The sequence below is a fragment of the Amycolatopsis dendrobii genome (assembly GCF_014145675.1).
Classification (GTDB): domain Bacteria; phylum Actinomycetota; class Actinomycetes; order Mycobacteriales; family Pseudonocardiaceae; genus Amycolatopsis; species Amycolatopsis dendrobii.
The window spans coordinates 376,509-394,654 of sequence record NZ_JACGZW010000006.1 but is presented as its reverse complement, the minus strand read 5'-3'; the positions used below and the strand labels follow the sequence as shown (position 1 = coordinate 394,654).

General features: G+C 69.2%; 14 protein-coding genes. 8 read left to right on the top strand and 6 right to left on the bottom strand.

The window, feature by feature from the left end; all coding sequences use genetic code 11:
• Positions 1-85: 85 nt before the first annotated feature.
• On the top strand, positions 86-760 hold the full coding sequence (locus H4281_RS19870) for a response regulator transcription factor (RefSeq protein WP_182892426.1): 675 nt from the start codon (positions 86-88) through the stop codon (positions 758-760).
• Positions 757-1,869 (top strand): sensor histidine kinase, encoded by a 1,113-nt coding sequence (locus H4281_RS19865; protein ID WP_182892425.1) that lies wholly within the window; start codon positions 757-759, stop codon positions 1,867-1,869. The genes H4281_RS19870 and H4281_RS19865 overlap by 4 nt, the downstream gene beginning before the upstream one ends.
• Here H4281_RS19865 and H4281_RS19860 read toward each other — a convergent pair.
• The 4 genes from H4281_RS19860 to H4281_RS19845 are packed head-to-tail and all read right to left on the bottom strand — an operon-like array spanning position 1,819 to position 5,570.
• Positions 1,819-2,916 carry a UDP-N-acetylglucosamine--N-acetylmuramyl-(pentapeptide) pyrophosphoryl-undecaprenol N-acetylglucosamine transferase gene (locus H4281_RS19860; RefSeq protein ID WP_182892424.1) on the bottom strand — a complete coding sequence of 366 codons (1,098 nt, stop codon included), beginning with the start codon at positions 2,914-2,916 and terminating at the stop codon, positions 1,819-1,821. The genes H4281_RS19865 and H4281_RS19860 overlap by 51 nt on opposite strands.
• Complete coding sequence (vanX, locus tag H4281_RS19855; RefSeq protein ID WP_182892423.1) at positions 2,916-3,524, bottom strand: D-Ala-D-Ala dipeptidase VanX; 609 nt, start codon at positions 3,522-3,524, stop codon at positions 2,916-2,918. Before vanX ends, H4281_RS19860 begins: the two co-directional genes overlap by 1 nt.
• The gene (vanA, locus tag H4281_RS19850) at positions 3,521-4,558 is read right to left on the bottom strand and encodes a D-alanine--(R)-lactate ligase (RefSeq protein ID WP_182892422.1); all 1,038 of its coding nucleotides are present in this window, start codon (positions 4,556-4,558) and stop codon (positions 3,521-3,523) included. The genes vanX and vanA overlap by 4 nt, the downstream gene beginning before the upstream one ends.
• Entirely contained in the window at positions 4,551-5,570 is a 1,020-nt protein-coding gene (locus H4281_RS19845; protein ID WP_182892421.1) for a D-isomer specific 2-hydroxyacid dehydrogenase family protein, read from the bottom strand. Before H4281_RS19845 ends, vanA begins: the two co-directional genes overlap by 8 nt.
• A gap of 341 nt (positions 5,571-5,911) precedes the next feature.
• Between H4281_RS19845 and H4281_RS45630 the strand changes: the two genes are divergently transcribed.
• From H4281_RS45630 to H4281_RS19815, 6 genes are all read left to right on the top strand, one after another.
• On the top strand, positions 5,912-9,721 hold the full coding sequence (locus H4281_RS45630; protein ID WP_182892420.1) for a tetratricopeptide repeat protein: 3,810 nt from the start codon (positions 5,912-5,914) through the stop codon (positions 9,719-9,721).
• A gap of 158 nt (positions 9,722-9,879) precedes the next feature.
• Positions 9,880-10,854 (top strand): hypothetical protein, encoded by a 975-nt coding sequence (locus tag H4281_RS19835; RefSeq protein ID WP_182892419.1) that lies wholly within the window; start codon positions 9,880-9,882, stop codon positions 10,852-10,854.
• A 132-nt stretch (positions 10,855-10,986) separates the two neighbouring features.
• Entirely contained in the window at positions 10,987-12,063 is a 1,077-nt protein-coding gene (locus H4281_RS19830) for a hypothetical protein (protein ID WP_182892418.1), read from the top strand.
• On the top strand, positions 12,063-13,202 hold the full coding sequence (locus H4281_RS19825) for a toxic anion resistance protein (protein WP_182892417.1): 1,140 nt from the start codon (positions 12,063-12,065) through the stop codon (positions 13,200-13,202). Before H4281_RS19830 ends, H4281_RS19825 begins: the two co-directional genes overlap by 1 nt.
• On the top strand, positions 13,199-14,809 hold the full coding sequence (locus tag H4281_RS19820) for a vWA domain-containing protein (protein ID WP_182892416.1): 1,611 nt from the start codon (positions 13,199-13,201) through the stop codon (positions 14,807-14,809). The genes H4281_RS19825 and H4281_RS19820 overlap by 4 nt, the downstream gene beginning before the upstream one ends.
• Positions 14,806-15,372 carry a hypothetical protein gene (locus tag H4281_RS19815; RefSeq protein ID WP_182892415.1) on the top strand — a complete coding sequence of 189 codons (567 nt, stop codon included), beginning with the start codon at positions 14,806-14,808 and terminating at the stop codon, positions 15,370-15,372. Before H4281_RS19820 ends, H4281_RS19815 begins: the two co-directional genes overlap by 4 nt.
• Here the strand turns inward: H4281_RS19815 and H4281_RS19810 are convergent.
• Positions 15,326-17,500: an AfsR/SARP family transcriptional regulator gene (locus tag H4281_RS19810; RefSeq protein WP_220507466.1), complete on the bottom strand. Its 2,175-nt coding sequence runs from the start codon at positions 17,498-17,500 to the stop codon at positions 15,326-15,328. The genes H4281_RS19815 and H4281_RS19810 overlap by 47 nt on opposite strands.
• A 178-nt stretch (positions 17,501-17,678) precedes the next feature.
• A complete protein-coding gene (locus H4281_RS19805; protein ID WP_182892413.1) occupies positions 17,679-18,074 on the bottom strand; it encodes a hypothetical protein in 396 nt (131 codons plus the stop codon).
• Between the last annotated feature and the right edge of the window lie 72 nt (positions 18,075-18,146).

Here is an 18,146-nt window from a genome sequence, read left to right as displayed (position 1 = left end):
GTTCAGCCAAGGCGAACCGGTGTTGCCGGCGCGTACGCGGTTTCGGATATGCCAGCGATACGCGCCTGCTCGTAGCATCGAGATCATGCGTGTGCTGATCGTCGAGGACGAGCCCTACCTGGCCGAGGCCATCCGGGACGGGCTGCGCCTGGAGGCGATCGCCGCCGACCTCGCCGGGGACGGGGACACCGCGCTGGAAATGCTGAGCGTCAACGCGTACGACATGGCGGTGCTCGACCGGGACATTCCCGGGCCCTCAGGCGACGAGATCGCGAAACGCGTCGTCGCGTCCGGCAGCGGCATGCCGATCCTGATGCTCACCGCCGCCGACCGGCTCGACGACAAGGTCTCCGGTTTCGAACTCGGCGCCGACGACTACCTCACCAAACCGTTCGAGCTGCGGGAACTCGTGCTCCGGCTGCGCGCGCTCGACCGCAGGCGCGCGCACAACCGGCCGCCGGTGCGCGAAATCGCGGGACTGAAGCTCGACCCGTTCCGCCGCGAGGTCTACCGGGACGGCCGGTACGTCGCGCTGACCCGGAAACAGTTCGCCGTCCTCGAGGTGCTCGTCGCGGCCGAGGGCGGGGTGGTCAGCGCCGAGGAACTGCTCGAACGGGCCTGGGACGAGAACGCGGACCCGTTCACCAACGCCGTCCGCATCACGGTTTCGGCGCTGCGCAAACGGCTCGGCGAACCGTGGCTGGTCGCGACCGTCCCCGGGGTCGGCTACCGGATCGACGACGGGGCGGAACGCGGATGATCCGCGAGCCGGGGATGAGCGTCCGGCTCAAACTGACCCTCAGCTACGCCGGATTCCTCATGCTGGCCGGGACGCTGCTGCTCGGCGCGGTGGGCTTCTTCCTGCTGGACTACCAGGACCGGGCGCTGGAGGTCATGCCGGTGGTGATGGCCCCGTCCGGCCGCGACCTGATCAAGGATTTCGCGCCGGACGCGGCCGTCGTGATGCTGCTCCTGCTGATGTTCGGCCTGCTGGGCGGCTGGATCCTCGCCGGGCGCATGCTCGCCCCGCTGAACCGGATCACCGCCGCGACCCGGCAGGCCGCGACCGGCTCGCTCGCCCACCGGATCGAATTGGAAGGCCGCGACGACGAGTTCCGCGAACTCGCCGACAGCTTCGACGCCATGCTCGCCCGCCTCGACGCGCACGTCGCCGAACAGCGGAGATTCGCCGCCAACGCCTCGCACGAACTGCGCACCCCGCTGGCGATCACGCAGAGCCTGCTCGAAGTCGCCCGCGACGACCCGGAATGCGATATCGACGAGCTTCATGAGCGTCTGCGCGTCGTGAACACACGGGCGATCGAACTCACCGAAGCCTTGCTGCTGCTCAGCCGCGCGGATCAGCGTTCGTTCACCCGGGAGCCCGTCGACCTGTCGCTGCTGGCGGAAGAAGCCGCCGAGACGTTGCTTCCCCTTGCCGAGAAGCACGGCGTGACCATTGAGACCTCCGGTGATGTCACTGCCGTGCACGGGTCTCGGGCACTGCTGCTGCAACTGACGACGAATCTGCTGCACAACGCCATCGTCCACAACCTGCCGGAAGGCGGGACCGTGCGGCTCCGCACCACCGCCTCCGCGACGTCGAGCACGCTCACGGTGGAAAACACCGGGGAGGAAGTCAGCCCGGAGCGGATCTGGACGTTCACCGAGCCGTTCCAGCGCGGCACCGAGCGGATCCGCCGCGATCATGCTGGGGTCGGGCTGGGGCTGGCGATCGTGAAGAGTCTCGCGCGGGCGCATGACGGGACGCTTTCTCTCGCGCCGGGTGCCGCGGGCGGGCTTCGGGTGACGGTGCGGCTACCTGGCGGGTCGACGTCGTTCGGCGATCGTCAGGACGTGCCGCGCTAGGACGGTGTCCGCGTTGGGCGCACCGGTCGCGGAGGCGCGGGCGGACATCGCAGCTAGGCGGACCGGGTCGGTGAGGATCGGGAGGAGGGTGGTTTCGATCCAGGTCGGGGTGAGGTCGGCGTCGTTGACGAGCAGTGCGCCGCCTGCCGCGACGATCGGTCCGGCGTTCAGCCGTTGCTCGCCGCCGCGGTCGGGCAGCGGGACGAACGCGGCGGGGAGGCCGACTGCGGCCAGTTCGGCGCAGGTCATCGCGCCGGAACGGCAGATCGCGAAGTCGGCGGCGGCGTAGGCGTGCTGCATTTCGTCGACGAATGGCAGGACGACATACGACGGGTCTTCCGCTTCGACGGTGTGCCGCGGGCCGGTGATGTGCAGGACTTGCACCCCGGCCGCGCGTAGTGCGGCTGCTGCGCCGGAGGCGGCGGCGTTGATCGTGGTGGCGCCTTGCGAACCGCCGGTGACCAGCAGGACCGGGTCGTCGGGGTTGAGGCCGAACCGGCGTCGGGCTGCTTCGCGGGTTGCGGGACGGTCGAGTCCGGTGATCGCCGGGCGCAGCGGGATGCCGATCGCGGTGCCGTGTTTCAGCCGGACGTCCGGGGAGGCGGTGTACACGTGCGGCGTCAAAAGCGCGGCCATTCGGTTGGCTGCTCCCGGGCGGATGTTCGCCTCGTGGATGACGATCGGCAGCCGTCGCTGGCGGGCGGCCAAGCAGGCCGGGGCGGCGACGTAGCCGCCGAAGCCCACGACGACGTCTGCCCGCACCTGGTCGAGGATCGTCCCGGCGGTCCGGATCGACTCGCGCAGCCGGGACGGGATGTGCAGAAGGGCGCGGGTCGCCTTGCGCGGCAACGGGACTGGCGGGATGAGTTCCAGCGGGTAGCCGCGAGCGGGGATCAGCACCGTGTCCAGACCGCGGACGGTGCCGAGCGCGGTGATCTCCGCGGCAGGCTCCAACCGCCGTAGCGCGTCGGCGAAGTTCATCGCCGGTTCGATGTGCCCGGCCGAATGGCCTCCGGCGACGACCACGCGTGGTGCTCTGATGTCCATCAGGCGACAAGGAAGTCGAAGTACGTGTCCGGATAAGGCTCGTCCTTCAGCGTGTAGTGCCACCACTCGGACTCGTAGGCGGCGAAACCGCAGTCCTCCATGATGGAACGCAGGTGCTGCCGGTTCGCCGTCTCGGCTGCGGTAATGCCTGGCGCGCCGTGGTGCGAGACGGCGTCCATCAGGTCGAAGCCGCCGCCCATGGGGACGAGTTCGCCGGTGTCCAGGCGGTACAGGGTCAAATCCGCTGTGCTGCCTCGGGTGTGGCCGGATTTGGTTGCCACGTAACCGTTTTCGAACATCTCCGCACGGTCGAGGTGCGGGTAGTGCTGGCGCTTCTTCCGGCCGTCTTCCGGCTGTTTCGCCCAGCGCAAGAAGCAGTTCACGGCGCGCTGCGGCCGGTAGCCGTCCCAGATCAGCAGGCCGAAACCCAGTGTCGCGGCTTTCTCCCGCGCACTTCGCAGCGCGTCGCACAAGGCGTGGGTGCCGACGATCCGGTTCGCCAGGTAGCCGTCCACCGGTTTGCCGGTGAAGTTGTCCCAGGTGGCGTACTTGGCGTCCCAGCGGATCCCGGGCACGGCCTCGTCCAGGAAGGCGAAACCGGGCTTCATCGGGGCGTCCCGGCCAGCGCGAGCGACACCATCCGGTCGAGCATTTCGGAGAACGAGAGCCCGGCCGCCGCCATCATCCGCGGGTACCGGCTGTAGGAGGTCAAGCCGGGGAAAGTGTTGACCTCGTTGAGCATGGCGGTGCCGTCTTCGAGCAGGAACAGGTCGACGCGGGCGAGTCCCTGGCAGCCGAGCGCGCGGTAGACGGTCCGCGCGGTCGCCTGGACACGGGCGCGCGATTCCGCCGGGATGTCCGCGGGGACGAGGATGGTCGAGTTCTCGGAGCCGCTTTCCGGGTTCTCCTCCTGGTGGATCTTGAAGAACCCGTGCGACAGCCGGATCTGGTCGGGCTCGCCGACGATCAGGTCCGCGCCGTTGCCCAAGACCGCACATCCGACCTCGCTGCCCTCGACCGCTTCCTCGATCAGCAATTTGGAGTCGAACCGCGCCGCCTCCGCGATCGCACCCGGCAGATCTTCCTCGCGCGAGACCTTGGTGACGCCGAACGACGAACCGGACCGGGCCGGTTTCACGAAGACGGGGTAGGAGAACTTGCTCGCGTCGACGTCCTCGTCCGCGGTGCCGGCCCAGAAATTCGGCGTCGCGACACCCGCGCTGCCGACGACCAGGTACGCGAGGGATTTGTCCATGCACAGCGCGGAACTTTGCACGTCACAGCCCGCGTACGGGATTCCGGACAGTTCGAGCAGACCCTGCATCGCGCCGTCCTCGCCGAGCTTGCCGTGCAGCACCGGCAGCACCACGTCCAGCCGGACCGGCTCGTACTCGCCCTGCTCCTCGACAAGCAACCCGCGGACGCTCCGGTCCGGCGACAGCATCGCCGGGCGACCGCTGTCTTCCCATGCTTCGCCGGGGCCGTCGCACAGCTTCCACGCGCCGTCCTTGGTGATCCCGACCCAGTACGGTTCGTATTTTTCCGGGTCGAGGTTTTTCGCGACCTCTCGCGCGGATTTGACCGAGACGGGGTGTTCCTCGGAGATTCCGCCGAAGACGACGCCGACCTTGAGTTTAGCCATGGTTTGTCCAGCTTTCGAAATTCAGGCAGTTGAGGAGACTGTTTTCCACCGCGTCGCGCAACGCGTGGTCGGTGTGGTACGCGGTGTGCGGGCTGATCAGGACGTTCGGCAGCTTCTGCAGCCGCGCCAGATTCGTGTTCTCGAGGGGTTCGCGGCGGCAGTCGGCGTAGAACATCCCTTCCTCCCCTTCGAGGACGTCCAATGCCGCGCCGCCCAGCCTGCCGCTTTCCAGCGCCGACAGCAGGGCTTCGGTGTCGATCAGCCCGCCGCGGCCGGTGTTGACGACGATCGCGCCGGGTTTCATCTGCTCGATCCGGCGCTGGTCCAGGAGACGGCGGGTTTCGGGGGTGAGCGGGGTGTGCAGCGTGACGATGTCGCTCTGCCGCAGCAAATCGTCGAGGGGAACGTAATCGGCCGACGTCCGGGGGCGGAGATCGTAAGCCAGCTTCTGCCCGCCGAAACCCCACAGCCGGTCGATGACCGCCGCGCCGATCCGGCCGGTTCCGATGACGCCCACGGTGAGGTCGCGCAGTTCTTTGCCTGGCGTAGGGCTCAATCGGTAATCGTGCGCGTCCGTCCGGCGGATGAGGGATTTCGCGTTGCGGATCGCCATCAGCATCAACATGAGCGTGTAATCGGCGACGCTGTCGGGCGAGTACGCGACGTTTCCCACCGAGATCCCGAGCTTCTCGGCGTACGCGACGTCGAGATGATTGCAGCCGATGCTCCGCGTGGAGAGATACTGGACGCCGATCTCGCTGAGCGCGTGCAAGGTGTCATTGGTGATGCGCGTTTTGTGACTGATGCTGACACATCGATTCCCGGCGGCGAGTTCGACCGTGGCTTCGGACAACGCCGCCGAGGTGACAGTCGGTGTCACCCCCAACCGGGACACCGCCTCCTCGACCAGGGCGGCTTCGTCGGGCCCGCAGCCGTAGATCGTGATCCCGGCCGCCGGAACCAGCGATCGGACCCGAGGGCCCGCGGCGCGTGCCGGTTCGCGGTAGGTCATGGCTGCCAGTCAAGGCAGCGGCATGTTGCCAGCACGTATGCGGTTTCCGATACACGGACGATATGCGGCACCGGGGCGAGGGAAAACCGCACTGGAGACGGTGGTTCTCGGCGTGATGGCGAGAAATCCGGGAGCTGCACCACTGTTTTCGCATCGCAGGGGCTCCGACGCGGCCTTCCTGGCGCTCGGGTGCGATGGCGGGGAACTCTTGTACATCGGCAACGAGCCGTGCGACCGTTGAGCGGACGGAGCGATCTGCCCGGACTGTGCCGGTCGCCCGTGGTGGCGGGCCGGTGGCGGCTCTGGGGGCGAGAAGGGCGGACGCGCAGGGGAGATCGGCAGTGACGGCGGTCGTGGCAGTGCATGTCCCGCGCCGGGCGGTTCTGGACGTCGTGTTCGTCCATGGGCTGGACGGCGATGCCCGCGCGTCGTGGCGCTGCGGCGGCGACGGCACGTTCTGGCCGCGGTGGCTCGCCGCCGACCTCGCGGGCGTCGCTGTCTGGACCCTGGGGTACGACGCCTGGTCCAGCGGATGGCGCGGCCAGTCGATGCCGGTGCCAGACCGTGCGGTCAACCTGATGGCGCAGTTGCAGAACGCGGGCCTCGGCGAGCGTCCGTTGTGCTTTGTCACGCACAGCATGGGCGGCCTGCTGGTCAAGGAGATCCTGCTGCACGCGGCGGAGAGCCGGACCGATTTCGCGTGCTTCGCCGCCGCGGCGAGGGGCGTCGTCTTCCTGGGCACGCCGCACACCGGATCCGGGCTGACCCGGGCGGTGGACGCGCTGGGCGTGCTGTACCGGGGCACGCCCGCGGTCGAAGACCTGCGCCGCAACAGCGCGTACCTGCGGCAGCTCAACGACCGGTACCGGGATTGGGCGGACGAGACCGGGATCGCCAATCTGGTGTTCTTCGAAACGCGCCTGACGCGGCGGGTCCGGGTGGTGGACGAGGCGTCGGCCAATCCGGGCCTGCCGAGGGTCCGGCCGATTCCGGTGGACGCGGACCACGTCGGCATCTGCAAGCCCGCGGACCGCGCTTCGCTCGTCTACGGGCAGGTCAAGCGGTTCGTCCTCGGTCTCCTGCCCGGCCGAGGGAACGGCCAGGCGCCGCCGGCGGCGGTGCACCGGACGATCCTCGTCGCCGACGTCGAAGGGTTCAGCGACCGGAGCCGGACCAACCGGAACCAGCTGTCCGTCCGGGACACGATGTACCAGACCCTGCGCCGGGCGTTCCGGAAAGCCGGCATCCCCTGGGAGGCGTGCTACCACGAGGACCGCGGCGACGGGGTGCTCGTGCTCGCCCCGCCGGAGGTGCCGAAAGCGGCCTTCGCCGAAGCGCTTCCCAGCGCGATCGTCGAGACGCTGGAAGTGCACAACCGGGTCGCCGACGCGGGGGAAGAGATCCGGTTGCGGCTCGCGGTGCACGGCGGCGAGGTCCACTATGACCAGCACGGCGTGACCTCGAACGCGGTCGTGCTCGCGTTCCGGCTGGTCGAGTCGGCGGCGTTGAAGTCCGTGCTGGCCGGGTCCTCGAGTGTTCTCGCGATGATGGTTTCGCCGTGGTTCTTCGACGAGGTCGTGCGGCACAGCCAAGGCAGCCGTGCGGAGACCTGGCGGCCCTTTCCGGTGTCGCTCAAGGGAAGCGAGACGACCGGCTGGACGAGCCTGCCCGGCGACCCGTGGCCGGCCGGGGAGCCGCCGGCCGTCGCCGAGCCCGCTGACCAGCCGGTCCCGCACTCGTCGCCGCGAGCCGACCGGGAAGACGGATGCGTTCAGCTGGCGAAACGGACGCTTCCCCGCGACGCTCCCGCGTTCACCGGCCGGACCGCGGAGCTGGAGAACGTGCTCAAGGAGATCACCGACGCGGTCCATCCCGGCTGCATGGTCGCCATCCACGCGATCGACGGGATGGCCGGGGTCGGGAAAACCGCGCTCGCCGTGCACGCCGGACACCTTCTCGCGGAACGGTTTCCGGACGGTCAGCTGTTCCTGCGGCTGCACGGGCACACCCCCGGCGAACGGCCCGTGGGACCGGCGGACGCGCTCGCGTCGCTGCTGACCATGATCGGCGTGACTGTGCGGCAGATGCCCGCCGGGCTCGACGCCAGGGCGGCGCTGTGGCGGGATCGGCTGGCGGACAAACAGGTGTTGCTGATCCTGGACGACGCGCTGAGCCACCAGCAGGTCGAACCGTTGCTGCCCGCGGCTGCCGGAGCACTGGTGATCATCACCAGCCGCCGCAGGCTCACTGCCCTCGACGGGGCGGTTTCGGTCGCGCTGGACGTCCTGCCCGCCGAGGAAGCGTCCGCGTTGTTCGTGCGATTGTCCGGCCGGTCCGTCCGGCCCGAGGAGAGCGAAGCCGTCGAACGGGTGGTGCGCCTGTGCGGTTGGCTGCCGTTGGCGGTGACCCTGTTGGCGGGACGGCTGCGCAGCCGTCCACAGTGGACTGTCAAGGACCTGGCCGACGAACTGGATTCGACGCACGACCGGCTGGGCAGGCTGCGGGCCGAGGACATCGAGGTAGCCGCGGCCTTCGACCTGTCCTACCGCGAACTCGGCCCCGGCCAGCAGCGGTTCTTCCGCCGCATCGGGCTGCACCCCGGCCCGGAACTGGACGCGCACGCGACCGCGGCGATGGCCGACCTCCCGGTGGCCGAGGCCGGCGCGCACCTCGGGGCCCTCTACGACGACCACATGCTCGAAGAGCCCGCCTTCGACCGCTACCGGATGCACGACCTGATCCGCGAGTACTCCCGGAACCTCAGCAACGCCGACGACCCGCAGGAGACCGAACGGGCCGTCTGCAGGCTGTTCGACTACTACTGCGACACGGCTGCCGACGCGGCCGCGCACATCGCCAAGGACGTCACCACCGACGGCCTCCGCGAAGCCCGCTCACCCCGGCGACGGACGGCGCGCGGCACCCGGGTGGGCAGCAGCATCGAGGCTTGGCGATGGATGCGCGTCGAGGCGGTGAACCTGCTGGCCTGCGCGGACCACGCGATCCGGCATGGCTGGCATCACCACGTCGTTGACCTGTCGGCGTGCCTGGCCAAGTTTCTCTACGTCGCCGGGCCATGGGACCGGGCGTTGCGGCTGCACCAGTCCGCGGTGCGCGCGGCGGAACACAACGGCGACGAGGCAGCTCGGGCGCATGCGTTGAACCATTTGGGAGGTGTGCAACGACGCATCGGCGATTACACCTCCGCGGCGACCTCGCACGCGGCAGCCCTGGAGAGTTACACCGCACTGAGAGACGAGGCGGGGCAGGCCGCCGCGCTCGGTCAACTCGGCGCGGTCCGGCGCTGTCTCGACGACTACCCCGGTGCGGCCGAAGCTTTCCAGCGTGCGCTCGCCATGCTGCTGAAGCTCGGTGACCGCAGCGGGGAAGCCCACGCCCGCAACGAACTCGGCATCCTGTATCTGGTCAGCGGCGACTACCGGGCCGCGGTCGGCTCGCACGAGCACGCGCTCAGCATTTACGAGGAACTGGACGACCTCTTAGGGCAGGCGGACGCCTGGAACGAGCTGGGCGTCGCACGGCGGGCGATCGGCGATCTCCCCGGTGCGGTCGACGCGAACACCCGCGCGGTCGGGGGCTTCCGCAGGCTCGGCGACGGCTTCCACGAATCGTTCGCGCTGAACAGCCTCGCCGTCGCCTGGCGGATGATCGGCGAACCGCGGAAAGCGGTCGACGCGCACCACGAGGCGCTGGCCATCTCCCGCTCGCTGGGCGACCGGCTGGGCGAAGGATTCGGGCTCAACGAACTCGGTGCGGCCCTGCGTCTGGTCGGGGAGCTCGAGGCCGCGGACCAGTGCCATGCCGAGGCGCTGGACATCTTCACCGAGCTGGGCAACCAGCTCGGCAAGGCCGAGACGCTCAACCACATGGGCGCGCTGCTGCTGGCGACCGGGCAGGTGGGGGAGGCGGGCGCGCGGTATCGGAGTGCGCTGCCGTTGGCCCGTGAGGTGAACAGCCCGCTGGAAGAGGCCCAGGCGCTGGCGGGGCTCGGCCGGTGCGCGGTTTCGCGAGGCGATCAGGACGGCGCGCGAGAGTGTTTGCGTGCCGCGCTGGAGATCTTCGAGCGCATCGGCTCGTCGGAAGCGGAGCCGGTCCGGGACTTTCTCCGCCTCGACCTCAACCCGAGCTGAGCAGCCACGCTGGTCCTCGTGACGGTGTACGAGCTGGAAGAGGACGCCGCTTGATTTCTCCGGCCGGACCGGCGGGTTCGCGCGGAGACGTCGGCGGGAGCGGCGGCTCGCGGGAAACGCGGTGGAGCGAGCGGACGTCGGGATGGTCGGATACCGCGGTGAACGAGCGAGAGCGGAAGAACGCGGCGCGGCGGGCGGCGGTCTTGGCTCTGCCGGCCGTCCAGGCCTGGCATCACTCGCGAATCGTGCCGCCGCGGCAGGGGGACGTGCGGATTTCGGAGTCGATCGGGCCGTTCGGTGAGTTGATGGCGGTGTGGTCGGCTCCGGCGGATCGCACGGCGAGGTTTTCGGAGGTGCGTCCGGTGCGGGTGACTGTGCACGTGCCGGAGATGGCGGTCGCCGCGCGGATTGCTGATCTCCGGCTGGCGCATCCGTCGGTGCAGCCGCTGCCGGAGGGCCGTGTGCTGCTGGTCGACGCGCGGTGCGCCTGGCGGTCCGAAGGGCCGGACCGCAATGCGGTCGTCTACGACTGCGACGGCGAGGCAGTAGCCGAGCAGACTTTCGGTGACGGCATCGACCACGTGCAAGCCACCCGGAACGGCGAGATCTGGGTCGGCTACTTCGATGAAGGCGTCCTCGGCTCGCACGGCTGGGGAGTCGATGGCGCCGCGCCTCCCGTCGGCCGGAGCGGGCTGGTCCGGTTCTCCGCCGACTTGACCGAGCAATGGCGTTACCCCGATTCCGCGCGGCTGGTGTGGGGCCGCATCTTGGACTGCTACGCCCTCAACGTCGACGGCGAGACCGCGTGGGCGTGCTTCTACACCGAATGGCCCATCGTCCGGATCCACGACGGCAGTGTGACCGGCTGGCACAACGAAATCCGCGGTGCCGCCGCCTTGGCAGTGCGTGGTTCCCGGCTGGCGTTGTACGGCGGTTACGAGCCCGTCCGGGATCGGCTGGTCGCCGGGGTTCTGGGCGACAATGAGTTCCGCGTGACCGGGGAGTACCGGCTCGTCCTGCCGGACGGCGGGGAAGTCCCGCGCGAGGCCCGGGTTTTCGGGCGGGGCGCGGACTTGCACATCGTGACCCGGCACGACTGGTACCGGCTCAGTCTCGAAGACCTTCCCGCGTAAGAAAATCCCCGCCGCCGCGGCCATCCCGTCACCGCGCCACCGGAACCCCGGGTGTTCATCGACCGTTCACGCCGAAACTCCCGTGCGGCGCGTCAAAAGATGAAGGATTCGAGGTGACGTGGGGGAGGGTTCGTGAAGCGCCGGTTGTCGATCGGGCTGGCTGTGGTTTTGGTGCTCGCCGTGGCGGGAGTGGTCGTCTGGGGGCGTTCCGGCGGCGACCAGGCGGGCGGCGGCGGGCTGACCGTCGTGCGCGGGGTGATCGGGTCGGAGAAGCAGGCCTTCTTCACTGATCAGCGCGTGGTGGACGCGTTCGCCAAGCAGGGGCTGAAGGTCGAGGTCGACACCGCGGGGTCGCGCCAGATCGCCACGACCGTCGACCTCGCGAAGTACGAGTTCGCGTTCCCGTCGTCCTCGCCGGCCGCGCAGAAGATCCAGCGCGACAAGAAGGTCACGACGGTTTACACGCCGTTCCAGTCGCCGATGGCGGTCGCGACGTTCGAACCGATCGTGCAGCTGCTGAGCGGCAACGGCGTGGTGCACAAGGGCGCGGGCGACTACCAGGTGCTCGACATCGCGAAGTACCTCCAGCTCGCGGGCACCCGCTGGGACCAGTTGCCGAACAACACGGCCTATCCGGTGCGCAAGAACGTCCTCGTGACCACAACCGATCCGCGCGAGTCGAATTCCGCGGCGATGTACCTGTCCATCGTTTCGTTCGTGGCCAACGGCAACAACGTCGTCTCCGGCCCGGACCAGGAGGCGAAGGCCCTGCCGCAGGTCGCGAAGTTGTTCCTGGACCAGGGGTACACGCAGAACAGCACCGAGGGACCGTTCGAGGACTACCTGTCCGCGGGCATGGGCAAGACGCCGCTCGCGTTGATCTACGAATCGCAGTACGTCGACCGGGTGCTGCGGAGGGACGGTTCGATCCGTCCGGACATGCGGATGCTTTACCCGGCGCCGACGGTGTATTCCAAGCATACCCTGGTTCCGTTCTCCGCCAACGGAAACAAGGTCGGCCAGCTGCTGTCGACGGATCCGGAACTCGGCAAACTCGCCGCCGCGTTCGGGTTCCGCACGACGAATCCGCAGGTGTTCCGCGAGGTTGCCGCGCAGGCCAAGGTGCCGGGCGACCTCGTCGACGCCGTCGAGCCGCCGAGTTTCGAGACGCTGGAGCGGATGCTCGACGCGATCCAGAAACAGTACTGATGGACGAATTCACCCTCACCCCGCCGGAGCCGGTGGCGGCGGTCCCCGCGGAACGTGCTGCGGGGCTTATCGTGCTCGGCGACGATACGAGAGCGCAGATCTCCGAGCGGGCGGACGAATTCGCCGCGCGGCTCGAAGCGCTGGACGTCAAGTCTCCCGAATTCACGGCGTTGCTGGACGAAATCCTCGCGGTCGGCGAGGCGGACATGCGCACGGCGGCGACGGTCGCGGGGACGATGCTCGACCGCTCGGCCAAGGCGCTCGACGCCGCTCGTTCACCGCACCAGGAAGTGACGGCGAGCTTGACCGAGTTGCGCGCTACGGTCGCGGGACTCGATCCGGCGAAGCTGCCGGTCACCGGCCGTAAACTGCTCGGGATCTTCCCCGCCGCAGCCAGTGCGAAGCGGGCGCTCGACCGGTACCGGGCGGCGAATGAGCCGGTGAACGCGCTGGTCCGCGAGTTGCGCGTGCGGCAGGACGTGCTGCGACGCGACAACGCGGCGATCAAAGGCGAGCGTGAGCGGCTTTGGGCGACGCTCGGCAAGCTGGCTGAAGCGGCCGCGTTCGCGGAGGCGGTCGACGGGGCGATCGATCGGCAGGCGGGCGTCTTCGACCTCACGGATCCCGCGCACGCCAACGCTTTGCGGGCCGATTTGCTGTATCCGATTCGTCAGCGGCACCAGGATGTGCTCACGCAGCTGGCGGTGAGCGCGCAGGGATATCTCGCGCTGGATCTGGTGCGGCGGACCAATGACGAGCTGATTCGCGGCGTCGAGCGGGCAGCGACCACGACGGTTTCCGCGCTGCGCGTCGCGATGTTGGTGAGTGCCGCGTTGGCGAACCAGCGGGACGTACTCGATGAGGTCAACGCGTTGCAGGCGACCACGAACGGGCTGCTTCGGGCGAACGCGGAGCTGTTGCGGTCGCAGAGCGAGGAGATCCGCAAGGCTTCGAGTGATCCGGCGGTCGCGGCGGACACGCTGCGCGAGTCGTTCGACCGGATTTACGCGGCGTTCGACGCGATCGACGGGTTCAAGGCCGAAGCGGTGTCGCATATGGCGTCCACTGTGGATTCTCTGTCCGGGGAGTTGCGCCGCGCGGAAGATCGGCTGCGCCGGTCGCACGAGGGGGAGCTGTGAGGAAACTCGGCGTACTGGCGCTGGCCGCGGTGCTGCTGGCTGGCTGTTCGTCGGCCGGATCGACTGACCCGGGCCAGCCCTCGGCGGACACCTTGCGGGTGTTCGCGGGCAGCGAGCTGGCCGATTTGCAACCGGTGCTCGACGAAGCCGCGAAGGCGACCGGGGTACGGGTCAAATTCACTTTCACCGGCACGCTGGAGGGCGCGGACGCGCTCGCGAAGGGCAGTGTCGACGGCAAATACGACGCGGTGTGGTTCTCCTCGAACCGTTATCCCGCAGGAATTCCCGAAGCGAACAAGCGGCTCGGCAACCAGGCGAAGATCATGCGTTCGCCGGTCGTGCTGGGGCTCTCGGCACCGGTCGCGCAGCGGCTCGGGTGGGACAAGAAGGCACCCACCTGGGGCGACATCGCCGTGGCGGCGGGAAAGAAGGAGTTCAGCTACGGGATGACCGACCCGTCGGCGTCGAACTCGGGTTTCTCCGCGCTCGTCGGGGTCGCTTCGGCGCTCGCCGGTGCGGGCGCGGCTGTCGACGCGAAGCAGGTCGAGGCCGTAACGCCGCAGCTCACACAATTCTTCAGCGCGCAGCAAATGTCGGCGGGCTCGTCGGGCTGGCTGTCCGACGCGTTCCAGCGGCGCGCGAGCGGCCAGGATCCGGGGCAGAAGGTCGACGGGCTGGTCAACTACGAGTCCGTGCTGCTGTCATTGAACGCCTCGGGCAAGCTGCCCCAGCCGCTGACGCTGATCTACCCGACGGACGGCGTCGTCACCGCCGACTACCCGCTCACCCTGCTCAACGGTGCGAGCGACACTGCCCGTGCGGCACACCAGAAGCTCTCGGACTACCTCCGGACGCCCGATGCGCAACGCAAGATCATGACCACCACGCAACGTCGTCCGGCCGTCCCCGGCGTGCAACTCGGGCAGCAGTTCGCTTCGCACGACCTGGTGGAGCTGCCGTTCCCCGCCACGCAGCAAGCCGTCGACGCGTTGCTTTCGGCCTACTTCAGCAAGATCCGCCGCCCTTCGCGCACGCTGTACCTGCTGGACACGTCGGGGTCGATGCGGGACGGCCGGATCGAGGCGCTGCGTTCGGCGTTGACCGGACTCACTGGTGCGGACAGTTCGCTGGTCGGCCGTTATCGGCAGTTCCGCAGCCGGGAAGAAGTCACCATGCTGCCGTTCAGCACGCAGCCCGGGACCCCGGCGACGTTCACCGTCCCCGCGCAGTATCCGCAGCCCGAACTGGCGAAGATCAAGGACTACGTAAGCGGCCTGACCGCGAACGGCGGCACGGCCATCTACGACACTCTCCAGCACGGCTATCAGGTGCTGGAGCCGCTGGTGGCGAAGGACCCGGACCGCTTCAACTCGATCGTGCTGATGACCGACGGCCAGAACGAGAGCGGCTCGGACCTCGCCGCGTTCAAGGCGGCGTTCGGCTCGCTGCCGCCCGCGATGCGGCAGATCCCGGTCTTCACGGTCCTGTTCGGCGAGGGCAGCGGCGACGAACTCGGCCAGGTCGCCGCGCTGACCGGCGGGAAGGTCTTCGACGCCAGGAACGTGCAGCTGGCCAGCGTGTTCCAGGAGATTCGCGGGTACCAATGAGGCGCTGGTTCTCCTCCACCAAGAACATCTTCGGCTGCGTCGGCGCGCTGGTCGGGCTGCTGCTGTACGTGCTCGGCGTGATCGGCCCGTTGTGGCTGATGTTCGTGGTGCTGGCCGTGCTGTACGCGGCGGGCGCGCTGCTCGGCCCGCCGGAGAAGGTGCGGCTCGTCGTGGACCCGTCGGTGGAGGCGGCCGAGGTTCGCTCGTCGCTGGCTGAGCTGGTGCGGACGGCCTCCGGACGTCTCCCGGAGTCCACTGTGGACTCCGTGCGGCGGGTGGCGGAGATGCTGTCGGATCTGCTGGCGGATCCTGTCCGGTTGGCGGCGAGCCCGGAGGTGCAGCATCGGGTGTTGTTGCTGGCGCGGACGGATTTGCCGCTGTCGGTGCAGACGTATCTCAATCTTCCGAAGTGGTTCGCGACGCATCGGTCGGAGGCAGGGCAGGAGTTGGCGACGCAGCTGGGTCTGATCGAGCGTCGGGCGCATCAGTTGGCGGAGGAGTACTACGCGACAGAGGTCAACCGGCAGAAGGACCAGACGCGCTACCTCGGCGAGGAGTCGTAGCGAGATCAGCCGGGGCCTGCCACCGCGCGAGACGGTCGTAGAGGCGCGACAGCCGGGCGTGGAAGGTCTCCAACGCCCAGGCCAGCTTCCAGCCAGCCGGGTTGAGCGTCGTCGCGGTGTGCTGGGCGGCGAGCAGACAGGCGTGTTCGGTGTTGCACCAAGCCAGCGCCGCCAGCGCGTCGGGCAGGGGATGGGGGAGGACGTCCGGCGCGGGCGGGTCGAGCGGGACTGAGTCCTGCCGCGGGTTCAGGAGCCGGTCGGCGGCGTGGGCGGTGTGCGTGTAGAAGTACAGGATTCGCTGCAGCGCCGCGTCGCGGGTGTCTTCGGTGAGGGTGTGCTGGGCGGTGTCGCCGGCGTAGAGGCGCACCAGGTCGTGCATCCGGTATCGGCCCGGAACGTGTTGCTGCACCAGGGAAGCGATCTCCAGTTCGCGCAACACCGTGCGCAACTGGGCGGCCGGGAACGCCGCCAGAGCTTCGGCGGCGGCGAGGCTGATGTCGGGACCGGGCGCGACGCCCAGCAAGCTGAACAGGCGCGTCGCCTGCGGGCTGAGGGCACGCACTGACCACGACAGCACCGCGCGCAGATTCACGCGCAGGCCACCGGCGTTCAAGCCGTCCAGGCGGGCCGAGGCGTCGCGAAGTTCTTCGGCGAGCACGGCCAGCGGGAACGTCGGGTGGTGCTGGGCGCGCGCGGCCACGATGCGCACGGCCAGCGGCAAACCCGTGCACATCGTGAGCAGGTCGGCGACCGTGTCGGGTTCGGCGGCCAAGCGGTCTGGGCCGAGGTGCCCGGCGAGCAGTTCGCGAGCGTCGGGGTCGGGGAGTACGTCCAGGTTGAGCAGGTGCACGCCGTACAGCGCGGCGAGGCCGACCAGGTGGCGGCGGCTGGTGATCAGGACCGCGCAGGTCGGAGTGCCCGGCAGCAGGGGCGTGACCTGGTCGATGTCGCGGGCGTTGTCCAGCAGGAGCAGCATCCGCTTCCCGGCGAGCAGGCTGCGGTACAACCCGATCTGCGCTTCGAGGTCGGCGGGGATCGCGCAGGAGGCGACGCCGAGGGCGTCCAGGAAGCCGCGGATCGCCTCGGCGGCGGACATCGGCTGTCCGGCAGGATCGAAACCGTGCAGGTCGACGTGCAGTTGCCCGTCGGGGAAGCGGCCGAGCCGCTGGTGTGCCCAGTGCAGCGCCAGCCAGGTTTTGCCGATTCCGCCGGTGCCGCCGATCGCGACGGTTCCCGCCAGGTCCATGTGCCGGTCCAGGTGGACGAGTTCGGCGCTGCGGCCTGCGAACAGCCGGGGCGGGCACGGCAGTTGCCGGGGGACTGGCGGCCGCGTCGCGGGTTCCGGTGCGGGCGCGGCCAATGCGGGGTCGGCGGCGAGGATCTGCTCGTGCAGCCGGCGCAGCGGACGGCTGGGGTCGGTGCCGAGTTCGTCGGCAAGAACCCGTTGCAGGCGGTGGTAATGCTGCAACGCCTCGGCTTGGCGGCGGCTTCGGTAGAGGGCCAGCAGGTACTGTCCGGCGAGGCGTTCGTCGAACGGGTGGCTCGCGGTGCCGGCGGCGAGTTCGGCGAGCAGTTCGGCGTGTTTGCCTTGGCGCAGCCGGATGTCGGTCAGATCCAGCCGGGCGGTTCGCTGGCGGGCGGTGAGCGCGGCACGCAGCGCGCACAGCCACGGGATGTCGGCCGCGGCGGCGAGGTCCGAGAAAGGTTTGCCCTGCCACAACGACAGCGCCTGTTCCAGTGCGGCCGCGGCACGGGTATCCGCCTCGTCCGGATTGTGGTGCTGCGCGGCGCGGGCTTGGGCCAGCAGCGCGTGGAAGCGGTGCAGGTCGATCGCGTCCGGTTCCACGGAAAGCCGGTAACCGCAGCCGTCGCGGGTGAGCGCGACCTCCGGAACCGGAGCGAGCGCCCTGCGCAGCAACGGAATGTTGTGCTGCACCGCCCGGCGCGGCTGCCGGGGGAGCGCGCCGTCGGGCCAGACGCGGTCGATGAGCTCGTCCATCGCGACCGTCTGGTTGGCCTCGATCAGCAGCACCGCCGCCATGCAGCGCAATTGCGGATGGCCCAGTTCGATCGCGCGGTCGTCCACCGTCACGCCAACTGGGCCGAGCAGACGGAACCGTACCGTCATCGTGATCACCCGTGAGCCGGTCGCCGGACCAGGACATGCTGTGTCTAGCGGCCTTCGCCGGGGCCGGGCAACGGCCGGGGCGGATCTGCGGCACTACGGCCGAGCAGTTTCGGCCAAGCGGACCGGAAACACGTCCGGGGGCGGCCCGCCGGATGGCCGCCCCCGGACGTTTTCCGCGCTAAGCCAAGGCTTCCCAGTTAATGGTCCGCAACGGGACGCCCGGGCACGAAAGAACGAAACGGTAAGTGTTGCCCGCGAACATGACCGGGCCGTTGATCCGGGCATTGTTCGAGCAGATGAGGTAAACCCGCATCACCCCGACCCGGACCGAACAGCTGACCGCGACGTCGTGGAACGGAGCACGCGAGAAATAGTTGCAGTTGAACACCGGCGGTGTGGTGTTCGGAGCGGCGAGCGCGGCCGCTGAGCTGAGGGTTCCGGTCTGCGTGCTGTCCGCCGGGGCCGCGGTGGCGACGCTCGCGCCCGCGAACAAGGCGGCGATTGTCAGTGCGATGGCGATGAACGGCTTGGCCGCTCTTCGGGAAAGGGAATCCGGACCAGTGAATCGGAGCATGGTGAATATTCCTTCGCGCCTGGGCGGCACCTCGGACGGTGCGCCTCGCGCACCATGCTGTCCGGTCGCGGC

Bases quoted from the DNA above. Each gene is read 5' to 3' on its own strand.
- H4281_RS19815 (WP_182892415.1), top strand. From the start codon at position 14,806: ATGAGGCGCTGGTTCTCCTCCACCAAGAACATCTTCGGCTGCGTCGGC.
- H4281_RS19805 (WP_182892413.1), bottom strand. From the start codon at position 18,074: ATGCTCCGATTCACTGGTCCGGATTCCCTTTCCCGAAGAGCGGCCAAG.
- vanX (WP_182892423.1), bottom strand. From the start codon at position 3,524: ATGAAGCCCGGTTTCGCCTTCCTGGACGAGGCCGTGCCCGGGATCCGC.
- H4281_RS19845 (WP_182892421.1), bottom strand. From the start codon at position 5,570: ATGACCTACCGCGAACCGGCACGCGCCGCGGGCCCTCGGGTCCGATCG.
- H4281_RS19810 (WP_220507466.1), bottom strand. From the start codon at position 17,500: ATGACGGTACGGTTCCGTCTGCTCGGCCCAGTTGGCGTGACGGTGGAC.
- H4281_RS19865 (WP_182892425.1), top strand. From the start codon at position 757: ATGATCCGCGAGCCGGGGATGAGCGTCCGGCTCAAACTGACCCTCAGC.
- H4281_RS19825 (WP_182892417.1), top strand. From the start codon at position 12,063: ATGGACGAATTCACCCTCACCCCGCCGGAGCCGGTGGCGGCGGTCCCC.
- H4281_RS19870 (WP_182892426.1), top strand. From the start codon at position 86: ATGCGTGTGCTGATCGTCGAGGACGAGCCCTACCTGGCCGAGGCCATC.
- vanA (WP_182892422.1), bottom strand. From the start codon at position 4,558: ATGGCTAAACTCAAGGTCGGCGTCGTCTTCGGCGGAATCTCCGAGGAA.
- H4281_RS19860 (WP_182892424.1), bottom strand. From the start codon at position 2,916: ATGGACATCAGAGCACCACGCGTGGTCGTCGCCGGAGGCCATTCGGCC.